Consider the following 18039-nt stretch of genomic DNA (forward strand, 5'->3'; position numbering starts at 1 on the left):
TGTACGGAGCGCGTATAGTTGATTTCAGCGCAATCTGGGAGTTTCCTAGGCGCGCCCCAGCAGGTTGGGAGTCTTACCAACGTTCTGGGTGGGCGCGTCACGGCCGCCAGCGCCAGGCTGGCTCCCATGCGGGGCGTGGCTCCGGGCGGCAGGCGGGGCGGGTGGGTGCACCACCGCGGCGCCAAGTGCCCGGACTCACTCACGATTCTCCGAAAGCTACGGGCCAGTACGTATTCCAGGCCCCGCCGCCACGGGGCGCCGCTCATGGCGCTGGCTTCTCCCGGGGGCACCGTGCGCTCAGCACCTCCGATGCTCAGCGCGTGCGCGAAGTCTTGCCCTTGCGGGTTGTCGTGGCCGGGACGTCCTCACCGATGACGGCGCGGGCAAGCCGCTCCGCGTCGGAGGCGGCGATTCCGAGCGATGCGAAGACGCCGCTGACGAACATGTTCGCCACGCCCTGTGCGAGCGCGCGACCTCGCAATTGCTCCATCAGCGGATGCGAGGTGGGGAGCGCGCTCCCGGACCGGACGCGCTCCGACAGCTCCGACCAGAACGTGTCCAGGGTGCCCTTGAGCAACTCGGGGACTTCCTCGTCCGGATGCGGGCCCGCGTAGTCGATGTACGCCGGGTCCGTCGCAATGCGATACAGGGCCGGGTTTTCGGCCGCCCATCGGATGTAGGCGACCCCTGAGCGCCGGAAGGCCTCGTGCGGGTCCTTTGACCCTTCCGTCGCGGTGATGAGGGCCTGGTTGAGCCGCCGGTTCCCCTCCGTCGCGAGCGCGCGCAACAGGGACAAGCGGTCCGCGAAGTGCTTGTAGGGCGCGGCGGAAGACACCCCCACGCGGCGTCCGACTTCGGCGACGGTGAGCGCGTCGACGCCTTCCTCGCGAATGAGTCCGATGCTGGCTTCCAGCAGGGCGTGCTTGAGGTCCCCGTGGTGGTACGGGCGTGCTCGCGTCTTCGTGGCCATGCGTGGCGCCAGGGTAGATGGAGTGGTGTCTGTTGCAAAGTAAGTGAGAGTCACTTACTTTTCTCGACGCAGATTCCATCGCTCCAGGAGCAGCGGATGCGCAGCGCGAATGCCGTGAGCCCATTGTTGCGGTCCCTCTCCCGCCCCCATGGCTTCGAGCCGCTGCGGGTCGAAGGCCGGCTCCCCGAGTCCCTCCGAGGGACGTTGTTCCGCGCCGGACCGGGCCTCTTCGAGCGCTTTGGCACGCGAATCGCGCATGCGTTCGAGGCGGATGGCGCCGTGACGGCGGTGCGCTTCGACGGCGGTGGCGCGCAGGGCGCGAGCCGCATCGTCGAGAGCGCCGGCTTCCGTGCGGAGGAGCAAGCGGGGCGGTTTCTCTACACGTCGTCCGCGTCGTGGCTTGACCGGATGCGGGCGGCGAGAAAAGACGTGGCGAAGACCACGGGCAACACCTCGACGTTTCTGTGGAAGAACCGGCTCTTCGCGCTGATGGAGAACGGCCTGCTTCAAGAGATGAGCCCCACGACGCTGGAGACGCTCGACGCCACGGGACTGGGCGTGGTGACGGGGGCCTTCTCCGCGCATCCTCATCGTGTCGCCTCGCTGCGAACGACGTTCAACTTCGGGGTGCGGTATGGCCGGAAGATGAACATCGACCTGTACGCGCTGCCGGACGACGGGGAGCCGTCGAAGCTCGGCACCGTGGAGGCGCCCTGGCAGAGCATGGTGCATGACTTCATGGCGACGGAGCGGCACCTCATCCTGTTCGTGGGGCCCGTGCGGCTGAAGCTCCTGCGCGCCATGGTCGGCCTGGGGGATGTCACCCGGCTCTTTCAGTGGCGGCCTGAGCTCGGGGCGCGGCTCATCGTCGTCCCGCTCGATGCCATCCATTCCCCCCGGACGTTCGAGCTCGACCCTTTCTGGCTCTGGCATTTCTCGAACGCCTTCGAGGAGGTGGACGGTCCCTGTGTCGACTTCTGCCGCTACCCCGAGTTCTCGCTCGGGGAGATTGGAGAAATGGAATCGACCGGGCCCCTCCCGTTGCTGACGCGTGTGCAGCTCGACCTGCGGTCCGGCAAGGTGCGTGAGACGAGGCTCTTCGATGTGCCCTGCGACTTTCCTCAGGTGCATCCGCGACTGCACGGCGCGCGGCATGCCACGGTGTTCGCGCAAACCGAGCGGAACGTCGCGGGCCGGAGCATCCAGGGGGTGACGCGCATCGACCTCGACCGTGGCAGGAGCGCCGAGTGGGTACTCCCGGCCGGGCATGTGCCGAGCGAGCCCGTGCTCGTGCCGCGCGAAGCGTCACAGGACGCCACCTTCGTGCTCGACCTCGTGTTCGACTCGAAGGCCGATCATTCCTACGTCGCGGTGCTCGACGGCGAGCAGCTCGAAGACGGTCCGCTGGCGACCGTTCACTTCGACCAGGCCATCCCCGTGACGTTTCACGGCAGCTTCGCGGCCGCGGGCTGAGTCTTCTCACGGCGTCTGGCCGTGCTCCCATCGAGGTCGTGGCGGGTGTGCGATACACCTGGGGGAGTTCAGATGTCCACGGTCGGAATCTACATGCTGCCCGAATACGGCGGCCTCAACGCGACCTTCGCGCTGGCGAGGGCGCTGGTGCGCCGGGGGCACCGCGTCCGCTACTTCGTGCCGGAGCCCTTCGCGGCGCACGTGTCGCGGCAGGGCTTCGAGTGCAGCCGCTACCGCCAGTCACTCCGCGTCACCGCGAGCTGGGCGACGCGTGTCCCGGGTATCCGTTTCCTGCACCTGCGCGCGCGTTACCACGAGCACCTCGCGGCGGCGTTCGACGCATGGGTGGACGCGGATGGGCTTGATGGGGTGCTGGTGGATCCGGTGGTGTGGGATGTGGCCGCGGGCGCGCACGAGCGCGGGCTGCCGTACCTCAGCCTCAGCCCGACGTATGCGGCCTCGTTCTCGCTGGACTATCCGTCCGTGCACTCTCCGGCCATTCCCGCTGCCAATGGCCACCTCGGCCGTGCTCGCAACCTCGTGACGTGGACGCTCCAGTCGAGAATCCCCTGGCTCCGGGGCCTGTATGACCATGGAGTCCGCTGGGCGGGCCACCGCGCGCTCCGGCGGATGCGGCGCGCGGGTCTCCGCGTGCGATGGGGCGACTTCGGCTACCGGCCGGAAGTGGAGGAGCTGGTGATTGGCCCCCGGGCCCTGGACTTCGAACCGCTGCGAACGCTTCCCCGCCGGCACTATCTGGGCACCTGCGTGGAGCCCTCACGCAACGAGGGCACCTTCGATTGGCGCGGCTACGACGCGTCCAGCCCGCTGGCGTACTGCTCGTTGGGGACGTTCGGAGAGGACCAGCCGGCCGCGCTGCGCTTCTACACCGCTGTCATGGAGTCCTTCCGGCGGCGCGCGGGGTGGCAGCTCATCGTGAGCTGCGGCGCCCTGGCCGAGCAGCTCCGCGGCCTGGCGGTGCCGCCGTCCATCCGGGTGGAGGCCTCGGTGCCCCAACTGGAAGTCCTCCCGCGGGCGCGGTTGTTCCTGAATCACGGCGGCATCGGCTCCGTGCGGGAGGCCCTGTATTTCGGCGTCCCCATGCTCCTGTTCCCCTATGGCGCGGACCAGCCTGGGCTGACGGCGCGGCTGGTGCACCACAACCTCGGGCTCCGAGGCGACCTCCGCACGAAGGACGCCCGCGTCATCACCGAGCGGGTGGATGCCTTGCTGGGGCGCGACGACCTCCTCGCCGCGGTGGCGAGGATGCGCCAGGCCTGCCGAGCCTCGCGCGAACTGGATGAGGGCGTGGACGTCATCGAGCGGGCCCTCGGCCGATGACGAGGCCGCGGCGGAGTCGGGCGTCGCCTTGCACCGCGCGGTCAGGACAGCGGGCTCATGGATGGCCTCTCGCTGGACAGCTTCGCGAGAGGCCAATCCATGGTCGTCTCACCTACTCCGAGTACTCGTAGAACTCGACGAGCTGCCAGTTGCGGTTGTAGACGTGGCGCTTGGTGAACCAGCCGCTGTGGCAGCTGCCTGTGTTGGTGGCCATGTAGCCGTAGACGAAGCCGTTGTGGACGCGGGCGTTGAGGCTCGGGTAGCCGGGGTTCTCACAGGGCTGGGTGACGCGGACGGCCTGGTACGCGGCCTCGGCGTAGACCTGCTCCTGCCCTTCGAAATCGTAGCGGGAGTGGACGCGCTCCTCGGTGAACGTGGCGAGCTGGCTGGCCTGCTGGGCGTAGGTCTGCGTGAGGAACGACTGCAGGTGGGCCAGGGTGGTGGCCTCGGAGGTGAGCGTGCCGGTGAGGCGGTGCACGGCGCCGTCATTGTCGGAGAGCGCGGCGCGGATGGAGGCGATGCCGGCCGGGCCCTGGTAGACGGAGGTGTCTCCCCAGGTGAAGCTGAGGGCGCTGCCCGCGCTGTAGGCGTTGAGCGCGCAAGCGCCATTGGCGCCGGCCGTCTCGACGATGATGATCTTGCGGAGGCGGTGCTCGGGGTTCACGAGCGCGATGCACTCGTTGCCAGCGACACCGTCGTAGTTGCCGGCCGGGAGCACGGCCTCGACGATGTTGTGGACGCGGAACAAGGGGTCCGTCGCCTGCTGCTCGATGGCCTGGACCGCCTCCGTGTCAGTGTCCGTCTCGGGACCGAGACAGCCCGCGGTGAGGGAAGAAGCGACGAGGAGGGACGCGAAGCTGAGGGAAGTGCGCATGGCGGCGGAAGATAGCACGCAAGTTTTGCGCGTTTTAAAGGTAATGCGTGCATCATCCCGTCAGAGGCGTCTGTCTCGCCTGCGCCTCGCGGAGCCACGCCACCGTGTCGCTCAGCGTCTGCCGGTGGCTCCGCGGCCGGTAGTCGAGCTCCTCGTGGCTCCAGATTGTCTTGAAGCCCCAGTGGCACGTCGACATCTCCAGCACCACGGGGTCTGGCAGCTTCTTGAGCGGCACGTGGGAGCCGAGCTTCGCGAGCCCGTCGACGACGAGCGTCGGTACGCCGGGACGATTCACCCGGATGCCGGCGACCTCGCCCACGCGCTCGAAGAAGGTGCGCAGGGGCAGGGTGGTGCCGGGCAGGTGGTACGTGTCCCGCCAGTCGGCCTTCTTGGCCAGCACCGCGAGCGCCCGCGCCACGTCCCGCACGTCGGTGAAGGCGATGCCACCCGTGGGAATGAAGGGGAGGCGGCCGTTCAGCACGCGGGCCACGTTGGTCGTCGAGCGGCCCAAGGTGTCCCCGGGGCCGAGGAGCACCGGAGGCCGCACCACCGTCAGCTCCACGCCGAGCTGCTTCGCCAGCTTCCGCGACTGCTGTTCTGCGCGAATCTTCGACAGGTAGTAGGGCCACCGGCCCACGAGCGCCTCGGCGTAGAGGGAATGCTCATCGGCCTCGATGGTCGGATGGGAGAAGCAGCCCACCGTGCCTGAGGTCGACACCAGCACCAACCGTGCGTCGAGCGCCTTCGCGGCGCGCACCATGGCCAGCGCGCTGTCGATGTTGAAGCGCACCATCTCGTCGGCGTGCTGCCGGCTGTGGTGGACCATTCCCGCGGAGTGAATCAGCACCTTCACGCCCCGCGCGTGCGGCAGCCACGCGTCAGGGTCCAACGGCGTGCCCGACACCTGGGCCACCGGACCCGGCAGCGGCGAGCGAACCAGCGCCACCGCGTCGTCGCCCAGCGTCTCCAGGAGGTTGCGTCCGAGGAACCCGCTGGCTCCCGTCACGAGTGTCTTCACGGCTGAACCCCGCGCCAGGCGCATGCTTCATGGAACCGCGCGAGCTCCGCCGCGTTCGGACCCCACTCGAAGTCGTCACCCGCGGGCTTCACGATGTCGCGCGACACCAGCGCCTGCACCACGCCATCGAGGTGCGGCCGGTGCGCCACCGCCACGGCCTTCAGCTCGTCGGGCGCGCGCACCTTCGCCGCCTCCTGGTAGTCGCGCACCACGGGCTCGAAGAGCGCCTTCACCACGGCGTCGACGCGCGCGTCGCTCAGCTCGGCCAGGGGCGTGGCGCACCAGCGGTAGCGCGACAAGTGGTCCTCCAGCGCGGGGTTGCCCGGCTGCCGGGCCAGCACGTCACCGGCGAACCAGTGCTGCCACTGGTTCCGGAGCGAGTGCGCCAGCGCCGGAGACAGGGGGCTGGGGACTGGCAGGTCGCTGGCGAGCACACGCCCTCCGCGGCGCTCGATGGCCTCACGCAGCCACGCTTCGTCCACGCCCGCGATGGGGTGCTCGGCGAGGAACGTGCGCAGGTGGAAGCTGCTCACCGTGGTGTGGCGCTGCAGCTCGGCCATGAGCGTATGGCTCAGCGCGCGGACGTCGGTGTCCGGGTTGAGCGCCAGCGGCGCGCCACACGACAGATGCACACGACCCAGCTGCACCTGGCCACGCGTCAGCTTCGCGAGCCACGACAGCACGCCGGTGAGCGTCATCTTCGGGCGCGGCTTGCCGGACAGCTCCTCCGACAGGGACGCCTCCTCCGGCAGCCGGTCATAGGAGATGGCGACGGGCAACACGACGAACTGGCGCTTCGTGTTCTGCAGCGCGCGCAACAGCCCGCGCTTGGGCGGCAGCATCAGCCGCGCGCGGCTGCGCTGACCCTCGACGAAGAACATGAGCGAGGCGTTCTTCTCGGTGAGCCGGCGCAGCTCCTCGCCCAGCTCCGGCACCTCGCGGCCCACGCCGCGCTTGATGAAGAAGGCCTGCGAGTCCTTGAGAATCGGACCCACCACGGGGATGCGGCCGAACTCCTCCGCGGCGGCGATGTGTGGCATCGAGATGCCCAGCTCCGGGTGCTGGAAGCACAGGTAGCTGGTCAGCAGGAAGTCGAAGTAGCTGCGGTGGGTGGGCGCCAGCACCACCAGCGTGCCCGGGGGTACCTGCGCCATCGCGCGCTCGAACGAAGGCCGGTCGAACGTCACGTCGCTGGTGCAGTGGCGGAACGTCTTGCGCAGCGCATAGCCAAACACCTTGTGGGTGGTGTTGCCCACGCCGCGCTCCTGGACCCAGGTCCGGTCGCCGCGCGCGTCGTCGTGCTTCGGCCCGGCGAAGGACACCTGGCTCTCATCGCGAGAGAGCAGGTGGCGGTACATGCCCTCGTTCACCACGCGCACGTACTCGACAGGCTCGAAGCCGGGGACCTCCAGCGGGGTGCCGCGCACGAAGTCGAAGGTGTGGTGCGTGAAGTACGCGAAGCCCTCGTTGAGGTACTGCACCTTCTCGTCGGCGCGCACCAGCCGGCGGTGGGCCTTGGCCTGGCCCAGCAGCGCGAGCGCCGCCTTCTGCAATTGCACCGGCAGCTCCCGGCGCATCAGGTCGACCGCGTCGAAGCCGTGGTCCTTGCGGCCGACGAACATGTCGGGCGCCTTCACCACGCCGGGGCGGTGCTTGAACCACTCGATGGTCGACGCCGCGGCCATGTCGATGCGCAGCGCCCGCTGCACACCCATGGTGGCGTGAACGATGGGGACGGCCTGGCCGGGCTCCGGCATGGGGCCGAACACCGACCGAACGACTTCACTGGCGACCACGTCCACCGGCACCACGTCCAGGCGCACCGACGGGTCGGCGTTGAACGCGCGCACCACGCCCAGGCCGCTGTACAGCAGGCAGCCCGCGAGCGCCGCCGGGCTGTCGAGCCAGGCCGGGAAGGGCGCGCGGTGGGCCGCCGAGACGATGCTGGGGCGCACGATGACGACGGGCACGTGGCCGCGCCGTTCGCAGATGAGGTGCTCGGCGACGCTCTTGGTGAGCGTGTACGTGTTGGGGTGGCCGGTGAGCTCCAGCCACTCGCGGCCGTCGCCCTTCGCCACCTGGAAGGCCTCGTAGAGTTCCGCGGCGGGCTTCGGCAGGTGCGCCAGCTTCTCTTCAATGGGGCCGGGCCGCCACACGCTGACGTAGGCCGTCGACACGTCGACCATGCCCACCACGTTGGGGCACGCGCGCGCGAGCTCCAGCACCGACAGCGCGCTCCGGATGTTGGCGGAGGTCGCCTGCGCCAGCGGCAGGTCGAACTCCACGCTGGCGGCGCAGTGCACGACGTGCGTGACGTGCTGGCGCACGGCGTCCGCGTCGGCGGGAGCCAGGCCACAGGCGGGCTGCTCGAGGTCGCCGCTCACCACCGCGACGCGCTCCGTCCAGCCGGCCTGGAGGCGCGAGAAGCACTCGGCCCGCGCCACCTTCGCGAAGCGCTCCGCGGCCGAATGAACGCGGCCCTGGCGGTCCTTCGACTCGCGGACCAGCACCGTGACGCGCTCGACGCCCTGCGCGAGCAGCGCCTCCAGCACCACCTTGCCGACGAAGCCAGTGACGCCCGTGAGAAAGACGTGGCGGGACATCAGTGCGCCTCCTCGTCCGGAGTCAGCGCCACCGGACCGTTGACTCCGCAGTTCGACGCGCCGAAGACGTTGTCGGGGTCGATGGCGGCCTTCACCTTGCGGTTGAGGGTCAGCGCGGCCTCCGAGAACACCTGGGGCAGGAAGCCGCGGCGAATCTTCCCGACGCCGTGGTGATGCGACAGCGAGCCGCCAGCGGCCAGAATCTCCTCGCGCGCCGCGTGCTCGAGCGCCGCGTACGCGCCCACCGGGTCGCTGACGCCGCGCGCGTAGAAGCCCAGGTAGAAATAGATGACCACGCCTGTCTGGTAGACTTGCGTGAAGCGGCCGGTGAAGAAGACCTTGCCCGGCAGGCCCAGCGCGGCGTGCTCCTTCTCCACGCGGCGCTGCACGCGCTCGTAGAGGTCCATGGCCCGGCTCCACGGCACGCTCGTCTCGAAGCTCTCGGCGATGGCCCAGTGCTCGAAGGTGAGGTCCCGGATGTACGCGATGCCGAAGGTCAGCTGGTAGCCGCGCTCACCGTTGGCGCCGCCGCCCTTCATTCCACCGTGCTCCGAGGCGATGCGGTACACCGTCTTCTCCTGGAAGGCGACCTCCTCGCGCGAGCCCTCGAAGACGAGGGTGGCCACGGCGAGCTTGTACGGGTCGAAGCCCTTGAGCTTCGTCACCACGGCCTTCTCGACCTCGCTCTTCACCTTCGCGGCCAGCCCGTGCTTGGCCGGCTTGAGCGCCTGGCCGAAGTGGAACTGGGTGTTGTCCATCACCCGCACGCTGGCCGGCACCGCGCCCGACTGCTGGAGCGCGTAGAGGAACGAGAGGCCCGTTTCGAGGTCGGGGAAGATGACCGAGCCATAGCGCTGGACTTCGGGGAGGGGGAACAGCTTCACCACCGCCGTGGTGACGATGCCGAAGTTGCCCTCGCTGCCGAACATGTACTGGCGCGGGTTGACGCCCACGCTCTCCCGGGGGGCCTGTCGCGGGCGCTCCACGATGCCCTGGGGCGTGACGACCTGCATGTCGAGCACCAGGTCCTCGATGTTGCCGTAGCGGTTCTTCTTCATGCCGCTGGCGTTCGTGGCAATCCACCCGCCGAGCGTGGAGAACTCCAGGCTGTCCGGCTCGTGGCCCATGGTGAAGCCGAACTTCGCGAGCTCCTCCATCAGGTGGCGGCCCGTGGCGCCCGCCTCGATGCAGGCCATGCGGTTGACGGGGTCCACCCACAGAATCCGGTTCATCTGCCGCATGTCGACGGCGATGACCAGGCGCCCCTCGGAGAGCGGGATGCGCAGCGCCTCCGTCACGTTGGTGCCGCCGCCGAAGGGGATGACACAGGCGCCGTGCTGGGTGGCGACCTCCACCAGCCGCACCACCTCATCGTGCCCGCGCGGGAAGGCGACGAGGTCGGGCACCCGGTCCAGCTTCCCGTAGCGAATGGCCCAGATTTCACCGCCCGTGTGTCCGTGGCCGCGGCGCAGGCGCTGCTTGGGGTCTTCGGTGAGCTGCTCTTCCTTCAGGAACTCGCGCAGCGCCGCGACAAGCTTGTCGTTCTTCTTCGCCGCGGGAATCTCGGGCGGGTAGTGCGGCTCGTTGCGGTTGTCGTACCCCAGCGGCGAGGCCAGCTTGCCAGCGAACCACGGCATCAGGTCCGGCAGCGCGACATTGCTGATGTTGTAGCGGGTGCCCGTGAGGACGGTGCTCCCGTCGGGCTTCACCACGAAGCGGGTGTCGGCGAAGCCCCAGCCTTCGAGTGATTCCTCGTCCTTCGACGCGGCGGGCGTCGGCGGCGTGAAGCGCGTGTCTCCGGAGGAAGGCGTCGGTGACGGGCTGCCGAAGCGCTCGCTCACCTCGTTCAGCGCCACATCCCCAAGACGGCGCAGCAAACCTGATTGTTTAGCCATGGTCGCTCGCACTCGTACACAGCGCCCTCTTCCCCGTCAACGCGCGTGGGTTACGCAGGTGCGCACTGCGTTACGCGATTTCGGAACCAGTAGTCTCGTAAATGGGTTGTTTCCGAGACCCGAGGTCTCGTAAAGGCGTGTGATGCGGACAGGACGACCCAGGGACGAAAACGTGCGCGTGGCCATTCTCACGGCGGCGCAGGAGCTGGTGCTGGAGAAGGGCTATGCGGCGGTGACGACCGCCGACGTGGCGAAGCGCGCGGGGGCCGGGAAGCAGACCCTCTACCGCTGGTGGCCGGGGAAGGGGGCGCTGGTGCTCGACGCGTTCTCCGAGTGGGTGAGTCAGGCGCCCCGCATGAGCCGGCGCAAGCCGTCCCTGTCCTCGACGCTGGTGGAGCTCTGCCGGGGGGCCGCGGAGGCGGCGCCCGTGCTGCGGGCGCTGATGGCGGAGGCGCAATTCGACGAGGACCTCCACCGGCGGCTCATCGCCCAACTGGTGCGCCCCCGAGGTGACGAGCTCCGGGCGTGCCTCGCCGACCGCCGGCCCGCAGACCGGGAGCTCGTGGTCAACGTGCTCTCCGGCCTGGTGTGGCAGCGCCTCATGCTCCAGGAGCCGCTGGACGCGCGCTTCGTGCGCTTCGCGCTGCGGGTGGTTCAGCGCATCTGAGGCGGGCGGCACTGTTGGGGGCCAACCAGGGGAGCGTGGAACGCGGTGGCGACTCGCGGTCCTCCTGTGTTAGCTAGCCCGGAGCCACTTGACGCTCCGATGGCGGCCGCGACATCTCGTTGCGACCGTAGGGTGTCCTCGGGTGGCTTTGTCAGGCGTGCGCCTCCCGAGCCTTCACCACGTTGTTGCTGGAGGCCTACATGTCCTCGTCCGAACTTCCCGTTCTCGAGTTCGTCCTCTCGAACTACAAGAACTTCAACGCGCGCGCGACGCGCGATGCGCTCCTGTCCTACTGGGAGCACGTGTCGAATGGTGGCCGGATGTTCTGGAGCGTCGCGGGCGCGATGTCGTCGGCGCAGCTCGGCATCACGCTGGCACCGGCCATCCGGGCGGGGCTGATTCATGGCCTGTCGGTGACGGGCGCCAACCTCGAGGAGTCGCTCTTCCGGCTCGTCGCGCACACGGCGTACAAGGACTTCCCTGAGTACCGCTACTTCACCAAGCAGGACGACACGCGAATCCTCGAGCAGCGGATGCGCCGGGTCACCGACACGAGCATCCCCGAGGATGAGGCGTTCCGCGCGGTGGAGAAGATTGTCGTCCCGATGTGGAAGGGCGCGACCGAGAAGGGCGAGCGCCGCTTCTGGCACGAGTACTTCTACGAGTTCATCCAGGCGCTCGACCCCTCTGTGTATGAGGGTGACCCGGAGGCCTGCTGGCTGCTGGAGGCCGCGCGTCGCCGTCTGCCCATCGTCGTCCCTGGCTATGAGGATTCGACGTTCGGCAACATCTTCGCGTCCTACGTGAAGGCGGGCGACTGCAACGCGAGCATCGTCAAGTCTGGCATTGAGTACATGGCTGACTTCTACGACCGCTACGAGGAGCTGTCCGAGGGCCGGGGCGTCGGCTTCTTCCAGATTGGCGGCGGCATCGCCGGTGACTTCCCCATCTGCGTCGTTCCGTCGATCAAGTACGACCTGCAGAAGCCGGTGAAGCCGTGGGCCTACTTCTGCCAGATCAGCGACTCGACGACGTCCTACGGCTCGTACTCGGGCGCGACGCCCAATGAGAAGATCACCTGGGACAAGCTGACTGAGACGACGCCGATGTTCGTCATCGAGTCGGATGCCACCATTGTCGCGCCGCTGATGCTCAGCGCCCTGCTCGAGTGCAAGCGCAATCCGGAAGCGGCGAACGCGCTCATCGCCCGGCACCAGCGCTAGGCGCCGCGGTGTGCGGGGCGGAAGGCACACCGCCCCGCACGTTCAGCAGCATGGGTGGCGCGCCCACGACGCGGCGAGCGGATGCCGGGAGCAAGCCCCCGGCGTAGGTCACCCGCGTTACAAGTAGGCTGGTGAACGGACGAGCGAGCGTGCCCCGGATTCGGGCGCTCCACCGCCCGCGCATCGACCTAGAATCACCTCATGAAATTTCTCGGTGAACTGGACGCGTCCTCGCTCGCGCGGACGCAGCGGTGCAACCGCCGCCTCACGGACCCGAACCGGTTGCACGCAATCCGGGAGACCGGGTTGATGGACACGCCGCAGGAAGACGCCTTTGATCGGCTCGCTCGCCTGGCGGCGCAGCTCCTTGACGTCCCCCTGACCATCATGTCCCTGGTGGACGCGGACCGGCAGTTCTTCAAGGCGGACTTCGGTCTGCCCTCGCCCTTCCGAGAGAGCCGGCAGCTCCCGATTGACGCTTCGCTGTGCCGCTACACACTCGAGGGAGAGCCCATCATCTCCTCGAACGCGCCCGCTGACCCGTTCCTGAAGTTCCACCCGTCGACGGGGCCCTGGGGAATCGTCGCCCTCATCGTGCTCCCGTTGATCAACCCGGATGGGCACGTGCTGGGCACCTTCTGCTGCATCCAGCCCCAGGTGCGCGAGTGGAGCTCACAGGACCTCACGGTGATGCAGGAGTTGACGGCGTCCATCATGACGGAAATCAACCTTCGCAATCAGCTCCAGAAGCTGAAGGTCGAGCAGAACCTCCGGGACACGTTCGTCGCGGCGCTCACCCATGACCTCCGCACGCCCCTGACGGCGGCGAAGATGGGCGTGCAGATGCTGGGGCGGCGCCATGCGGACCTCCCGAGCGTCCAGACCTCCGTGGCGCGGGTGAGCGGGAGCCTGGACCGCGCGGAGCGCATGATTCAGAACCTGCTGGACGCAAGCCGCATCAAGGCCGGAAAGCGGGTGGCGCTGGAGCTGGGGGCGTGTGACTTCCACACCATCACTGCTCAGGCCCTGGACGAACTCTCGGCCGTCTATCCGGAGCGCTTCGTCCTGAAGGCGGAGGGCATGTTCAAGATGGAGGCGGATCCGCTCGCGCTGCGCCGCATCGTGGAGAACCTGTCCTCCAACGCGGCGAAGTACGGCGCGCCGGGCACCCCGGTTGAAGTCGTGCTCGACCGGAACGAGCACCACGTGGTGCTCCAGGTGCGCAACCAGGGCGCCCCCATCGCCGCGGGTGAATTGCAGACCATCTTCGAGCCGTTTCACCGCACGAGGTCCGCGACGGAGAGCGCCGAGAAGGGCTGGGGGCTCGGACTGCCCCTCGTGAGGGGCATCGCCGAAGCGCATGGAGGCAAGGCCACCGTGACGAGCTCCGCCGAGGAGGGGACCTGCTTCACCATCACCCTTCCGCTGGACGCGGCCTCGGAGCAGCGGCGCTCGGCCTGAGGCGTGCGCGCAAGGCCCGTCTGGGCCTTGCGCGCTTCTCCCCGCTTCCAGGTGGGCGCAACGCACCTATTCGGGCGCGCCTTGTTCTATCCACGTGAAGATCAAATCGATGTCCTCATCCGGGAGGGGCGGGAAGCCCAGGGGCATGCCCGTCACGGACGGATGGGCGTGCCCGTCCAGCTCCGCGTGGCGGGCGACCAGGCTGGCCACCAGCCGGGGCGTGCCATCCTCCATCCGGTCCGGGAGCCCTCGGAACTGACCGTCCCGTTTGATGCCACGGAGGATGCCTGCTCGCGTGGCCAGGTCGAGCGAGACGCCGTCATAGCCAAAGCCACCGGAGTTGCCCGGCCCCTGGTCTCCGGCCCTCCTGCTGTCGGAGTGACAGTGGTAGCAGAGGTGGCGCGTGAGCTTCCGCGCGACTTCTGGATAGTGCACCGCGCGCTCGAGCAGGCGGGGCTTGTACGGGGGCCGAGGCCCGGCCGCCACCTCCGGCACGGGCTCGCGCAGGAAGGCCGCCAGGTCTTCGACCTGCTGCGGGGTGAACGGGAAGGTGGGCATCTCCGTGTCGGAGAGGATGCTGTGGGGCGCGCGCAGCCAGCTCCGCAGCTGCGCGAGTGACATGCGGCTGCGCACATACCGGAGGTCCGGGGCTCGCCTCCGGGCCGAGGGGGCGCGGAACTCCGGCGCTCCGTAGCGCAGGGCCGCGAGCGGGGCGTCACCACGGTAGTGACAGCTCGCGCACGCGTTCTTTTCGTAGAGCGCCCGGCCCACCGCCGCGTCACCGCGCGGGGGCTCTTCGGACTCCTCCTCGGTCACCGCGAGGAAGTCGGCGATGCGCTCGGCGTCCTTCGGGCCAATCTTCATTCGGGGCATGGTGGCGCCGTAGAGCGGCCTCACCATGTGCGGCGCCTGGAGCCAGGCGATGAGCCAGCTCCGTTTGACCCGTTGGCCCAATGAGCCGAGGTCTGGGGTCCTCATCAGGTGCGTGAGGTGCTCCTTCCACCGCTGGACTTCTGCAGCCTTGTACCAGGGGTCCAGCCGCCCGGCGGTGATGGCCTGGTGGCAGCTCACGCAGTTCTCGCTCAGCGGCGCAGACGCCGGTTCAATGCCAGGCACCACGTGGCACCGATTGCATTGGAAATGCTCCACCGCGTCCCGTGGCGTCTCGGGCGCTCGCTTCGTGGGCGCCAGGACCTTCGTTGGAAGGCGCAGGGCCAGCACGTCGGCGTCGCGGACCAGCACGAAGCCTCCTCCGGCCGTGGCCACCAGGATGGCGACGCCGGCCAGGTAGCTCAGCGGAAGGGAGCGCAGGTCCACGGTGGGAGGCACCTGGCTGGGTCAGTAGGCGCCTGAGGAGATTATTTGCACGGACCGCTCGCAGAGGTTGGGGAGGACGAACACATCGCGGGCAATCCCCATCCCCGTCGCCAGCAGGAGCGACGAGAGCACCAGACTCACGAGGGCGACTCGTTTCCTGTCACGGAACAGTCGTTTGCCGGGCCCTTGGAAGAACGCGGACTGCAGGACGAAGAGCACGATGGGGCTGGCCACCAGCGCCAACAACATGGGGCGACTCACCCTGCATTGGTGGAAGTCCTGCGCCTCGAAATTGAGGAACGGTCCGCCGGCCAGAATCGCGGCGAGCAACACGATGAACGCGGCTCCGACGAGGAGGAAGAAGGCCCGCCGGAACATGGGCGGCCTGGGCTGTGGCTCCGTGGAGGGCCGCTGGTCGTGGATGAGGATGACGCGATTCAGGAACACCGCGCCAAAGGACCAGAGGCCCATGTCGACCCAGAAGGACTGGGAGAAGTCCCTGATGGTGGCGTCCATCGCGTTGATGCAGGCGAGCATCCGGCGAGCGTAGCAGGGGCGCACCAGGAGTACGAGGAGGTCCGTGGCGGCGCCCCAGGCCTGCCCACACTTCGCGTCCAGGCCGGACCGCCGTGGCGCGAGGCGGACGTCATTCGCGGAGGGCACGCCTCACATGCGCTCGCCGGGCAGTTGGCTGGCCTGCTTCACCCAGGCGACGAACTGGGCCTCGTCGAGCGGCTCGTCCTCGCGGATATCAAGGTAGCGCGTGTCCTGGCTCTTGGACGCACCGGGTGGGATGGGGCGCAGCGATGTGCCACGGAAGAAGGCCACCTTGATGTACTTCGCGAAGCAGTGGATGCCCAGGAACCAGCCTTGGCCCTCGACTCCGTACATGGGCGAGTTCCATTTGACCGCCTTGCTCACGCCCGGGAGGGTGCGCTCGATGAGCGCGTCGAGGCGGTGCCCGACGTCGCGTTTCCAGCCCGGCATGGCTTCGATGTAGGCCCGGATGGGGGCGTCGCCGGAGCCCTTCGCAATCTGCGGATTGCCGCCAGAGAGGAGGGTTGGCCTGGCGGACGCGGCGGGGCGCTTGCGCCTGGCCGCGGTGGCCTTGGGCGCTGCCGCTGATTTCTTCGCCGTGGCCTTCTTGGACTTGGGGGCTGCTGACTTGGCTGACTTGGCTGTCTTGGCGGTCATGGTGTCCACTCCAACGTCCCAAGGGCGAGTTGAGCGGCCCGCGCTGTCGAGGTCAACCTTCACGTTTGCGCCTGGCGGGCTTCTTTCCGCCAGACGTAAGTTCTCGCCAGTCACCCCGCTCGGTAGTCCGGGGCGGAACAGCGGCTCAGGTGCCCGGCCCGTCGAGCGCCTTCTTCATCGCGGCCATGCCGGCCTCGAGCATCGGGCCGATGACGGCGCTGGCCTCATGGGGCAGGAAATCGGCAGTCCAGACGACTCGGCTCCCCGTGCCTCCCACGAAGGCCTGGACCGCTCCGTTGTAGTGGGTCATCGGGCCACCTTCCGCGCCCCACACGAGGCGTCGTCCCTCGTCGTCGACCGTCACGATGGGCTCCCTGACCACCATCCCGTTGCCAAAGGTGACCACGCGGGCTCCCGGTTCGAGGCGAGTGTCGACGACGAGCCCGGGAGCCAATCGGGTGTGAAGAGCGCCAGCTTCTCTTGGAGAAGCTTGCGATCTCCGCGCGATGCCATCCGGAACGCACGAGGAGAAACGCCTGCCGCGCGGCGGAAGGCGCGCACGAAGTTGGAGAGGTCCCCGACGCCAACGTCGTAGGCGATGCGAGTGATGGGCGCATCCGTCGAGAGCAATCGCGCGGCCTGACGAAGGCGCATGTGGACGAGGTACTGATGGGGTGTGACTCCGAGCACGCCGCGGAAGATTCGGAGGAAGTGGAACGGACTCAAGCCGAGCTTCGCCGCGAGCGCTTCGAGCGTCTGCGGCTCGCCCGCCTGTTCGTCGAGGAAGAGGGCGGCTTCGACGGCCCTCCGCCGATTCGGCGCGGTCATCCGCAACGATGCCTCACGCCTCCCAGAGACGATGTCAACGAAGCGCGCCGCGAACTACGGCATCCTCTGGCCCAACTGGAACAAGGGGATTTATCAGCAGGACGGCGTCGACGTGGAGGACCATTACCAGGACGCGCTCACCGTGAGGTGGGGCAAGGTCAGCGACCACCTCGACAAGGCGTCCGGCGAGGTCGCCAGGCCCTCTGGGGGCGCCTACGGCGGGCCGACGGACCCCTTCTGATACGTCACCTTCGTGAGCTGCACGCCGAACCCGCGGGCCATGGCGTGGAGCCTGAATTCGTGGCTCTTGAGCTATCTGAACGACCCCCTGAATGCCCCGGCTGGGGCTCGGCGGCTCGGCACCATCTTGATGGATTTCCCGCTGCAAGCGGCCATCGAAAAAATCATCGACGATGCCCGGTTGGCATATCCCGCCTCGAATGTCATCGACCGGTGGACCGGGGCACGCGAGGAACTCGCGCTCACCGGCAGGGACCCGCGTGTCGGCGAGAGAGCGGTGATAGCGCACCCGCCTCGCCGACTCGCACCGCGCCCGGGCGTTAGCTGGACTTTCGGATGCAGATCTTCTTCAGGGTCGCCGCGTAGGTGTCTTCCAGCGCCTTGTCGCTCTTCTTGTCTCCGACCTGGACGGTGTATTTCAGCTCGTACTCCGCCTTCATCATGTTGAAGCGGACGCTGCCCGTGTACGTTTTTCCCTTCGGGTCCGTGGCGGACTCGCCCGTGTGCATGTCCACGCCGCGAGCCCAGGCCCACTTGCCCGCATCGCAGCCGGGATGTCGGGAGAGGCTCTTGTTGGGGTCCCCATAGGGCGAGTAGTCCACGTAGCAGCCCCCGTTCCGGGGGCGGAAGTGGATGCGGCAGTCGACCGTGATGCCGTGGCCCGTATTCAGGGCGTCGTTGTTGCGGATGGCGACGCAGTCCGTCGCGGCGTGTTCGCTCTCGGCCTTGATCTTCATGTACTTCTTCTGACGACTCGCCTGTCCCTTGGCGGGCAGGTCCTCGCAATCCGAGGCGAAGGCCGGGCTGACGGCGAGGCACATGACAGCGGTGGCCACGAAGACGGGTTTCATGATTTCGCGCTCCCCTTGGGTCGATTCCCCATGTGTTCACAGCGCCCTCATGGGCGACCGTGTCGACCTGTCCCCACCATCGCG

At 68.3% G+C, this 18039-nt stretch carries 17 protein-coding genes; 6 read left to right on the top strand and 11 right to left on the bottom strand.

Going from position 1 to position 18039, the window contains the following annotated elements; translation table 11 throughout:
* Positions 1 to 313: 313 nt before the first annotated feature.
* Positions 314 to 970: a TetR/AcrR family transcriptional regulator gene (locus HV824_RS02120; protein ID WP_176416300.1), complete on the bottom strand. Its 657-nt coding sequence runs from the start codon at positions 968 to 970 to the stop codon at positions 314 to 316.
* 96 nt (positions 971 to 1066) lie between these two features.
* On the opposite strand from HV824_RS02120, the gene HV824_RS02125 reads away from it, so the two are divergent.
* Together HV824_RS02125 and HV824_RS02130 are read left to right on the top strand one after the other, a co-directional pair.
* Positions 1067 to 2443 (top strand): carotenoid oxygenase family protein, encoded by a 1377-nt coding sequence (locus HV824_RS02125; protein ID WP_176422544.1) that lies wholly within the window; start codon positions 1067 to 1069, stop codon positions 2441 to 2443.
* Positions 2444 to 2515: 72 nt separating this feature from the next.
* The gene (locus HV824_RS02130) at positions 2516 to 3784 is read left to right on the top strand and encodes a nucleotide disphospho-sugar-binding domain-containing protein (protein ID WP_176422545.1); all 1269 of its coding nucleotides are present in this window, start codon (positions 2516 to 2518) and stop codon (positions 3782 to 3784) included.
* A 112-nt stretch (positions 3785 to 3896) separates the two neighbouring features.
* On the opposite strand, the gene HV824_RS02135 is transcribed toward HV824_RS02130, so the two are convergent.
* From HV824_RS02135 to HV824_RS02150, 4 genes are read right to left on the bottom strand one after another with little or no spacing between them, the layout of a single operon-like run.
* Positions 3897 to 4658, bottom strand: coding sequence for a hypothetical protein (locus HV824_RS02135; RefSeq protein WP_217917020.1), 762 nt, complete (start codon positions 4656 to 4658; stop codon positions 3897 to 3899).
* A 52-nt stretch (positions 4659 to 4710) separates the two neighbouring features.
* Positions 4711 to 5664: an NAD-dependent epimerase/dehydratase family protein gene (locus HV824_RS02140; protein ID WP_368670861.1), complete on the bottom strand. Its 954-nt coding sequence runs from the start codon at positions 5662 to 5664 to the stop codon at positions 4711 to 4713.
* 8 nt (positions 5665 to 5672) lie between these two features.
* Positions 5673 to 8279, bottom strand: a complete 2607-nt coding sequence (locus HV824_RS02145; RefSeq protein ID WP_176422546.1) for an SDR family oxidoreductase — start codon at positions 8277 to 8279, stop codon at positions 5673 to 5675.
* Positions 8279 to 10174: an FAD-binding oxidoreductase gene (locus HV824_RS02150; protein ID WP_176422547.1), complete on the bottom strand. Its 1896-nt coding sequence runs from the start codon at positions 10172 to 10174 to the stop codon at positions 8279 to 8281. The genes HV824_RS02145 and HV824_RS02150 overlap by 1 nt, the downstream gene beginning before the upstream one ends.
* A gap of 172 nt (positions 10175 to 10346) precedes the next feature.
* Here HV824_RS02150 and HV824_RS02155 point away from each other — a divergent pair, with 172 nt between their 5' ends.
* From HV824_RS02155 to HV824_RS02165, 3 genes are all read left to right on the top strand, one after another.
* Entirely contained in the window at positions 10347 to 10841 is a 495-nt protein-coding gene (locus HV824_RS02155) for a TetR/AcrR family transcriptional regulator (protein WP_368670862.1), read from the top strand.
* 200 nt (positions 10842 to 11041) lie between these two features.
* Positions 11042 to 12064: a deoxyhypusine synthase family protein gene (locus HV824_RS02160; RefSeq protein WP_176416308.1), complete on the top strand. Its 1023-nt coding sequence runs from the start codon at positions 11042 to 11044 to the stop codon at positions 12062 to 12064.
* 201 nt (positions 12065 to 12265) lie between these two features.
* Positions 12266 to 13525 carry a GAF domain-containing sensor histidine kinase gene (locus tag HV824_RS02165; protein WP_176422548.1) on the top strand — a complete coding sequence of 420 codons (1260 nt, stop codon included), beginning with the start codon at positions 12266 to 12268 and terminating at the stop codon, positions 13523 to 13525.
* Between the two features lie 66 nt (positions 13526 to 13591).
* Here HV824_RS02165 and HV824_RS02170 read toward each other — a convergent pair whose 3' ends face one another.
* The 5 genes from HV824_RS02170 to HV824_RS02190 all read right to left on the bottom strand — a co-directional run bounded on the left by HV824_RS02170 (position 13592) and on the right by HV824_RS02190 (position 16864).
* A complete protein-coding gene (locus HV824_RS02170; RefSeq protein WP_176422549.1) occupies positions 13592 to 14842 on the bottom strand; it encodes a c-type cytochrome in 1251 nt (416 codons plus the stop codon).
* Positions 14843 to 14863: 21 nt separating this feature from the next.
* A complete protein-coding gene (locus HV824_RS02175) occupies positions 14864 to 15505 on the bottom strand; it encodes a hypothetical protein (protein WP_176416310.1) in 642 nt (213 codons plus the stop codon).
* 3 nt (positions 15506 to 15508) lie between these two features.
* On the bottom strand, positions 15509 to 16036 hold the full coding sequence (locus HV824_RS02180; protein WP_176416311.1) for a DUF1801 domain-containing protein: 528 nt from the start codon (positions 16034 to 16036) through the stop codon (positions 15509 to 15511).
* A 145-nt stretch (positions 16037 to 16181) separates the two neighbouring features.
* Positions 16182 to 16421, bottom strand: a complete 240-nt coding sequence (locus HV824_RS02185) for an SRPBCC family protein (RefSeq protein ID WP_368738008.1) — start codon at positions 16419 to 16421, stop codon at positions 16182 to 16184.
* Positions 16397 to 16864, bottom strand: coding sequence for a helix-turn-helix transcriptional regulator (locus HV824_RS02190; RefSeq protein ID WP_255207683.1), 468 nt, complete (start codon positions 16862 to 16864; stop codon positions 16397 to 16399). Before HV824_RS02190 ends, HV824_RS02185 begins: the two co-directional genes overlap by 25 nt.
* Before the next feature lie 31 nt (positions 16865 to 16895).
* On the opposite strand from HV824_RS02190, the gene HV824_RS02195 reads away from it, so the two are divergent.
* The gene (locus tag HV824_RS02195) at positions 16896 to 17105 is read left to right on the top strand and encodes a hypothetical protein (RefSeq protein WP_176416313.1); all 210 of its coding nucleotides are present in this window, start codon (positions 16896 to 16898) and stop codon (positions 17103 to 17105) included.
* A gap of 319 nt (positions 17106 to 17424) precedes the next feature.
* On the opposite strand, the gene HV824_RS02200 is transcribed toward HV824_RS02195, so the two are convergent.
* A complete protein-coding gene (locus HV824_RS02200) occupies positions 17425 to 17955 on the bottom strand; it encodes a hypothetical protein (RefSeq protein ID WP_217917021.1) in 531 nt (176 codons plus the stop codon).
* Between the last annotated feature and the right edge of the window lie 84 nt (positions 17956 to 18039).

The organism is Myxococcus sp. AM009 (assembly GCF_013372605.1).
Classification (GTDB): domain Bacteria; phylum Myxococcota; class Myxococcia; order Myxococcales; family Myxococcaceae; genus Myxococcus; species Myxococcus vastator.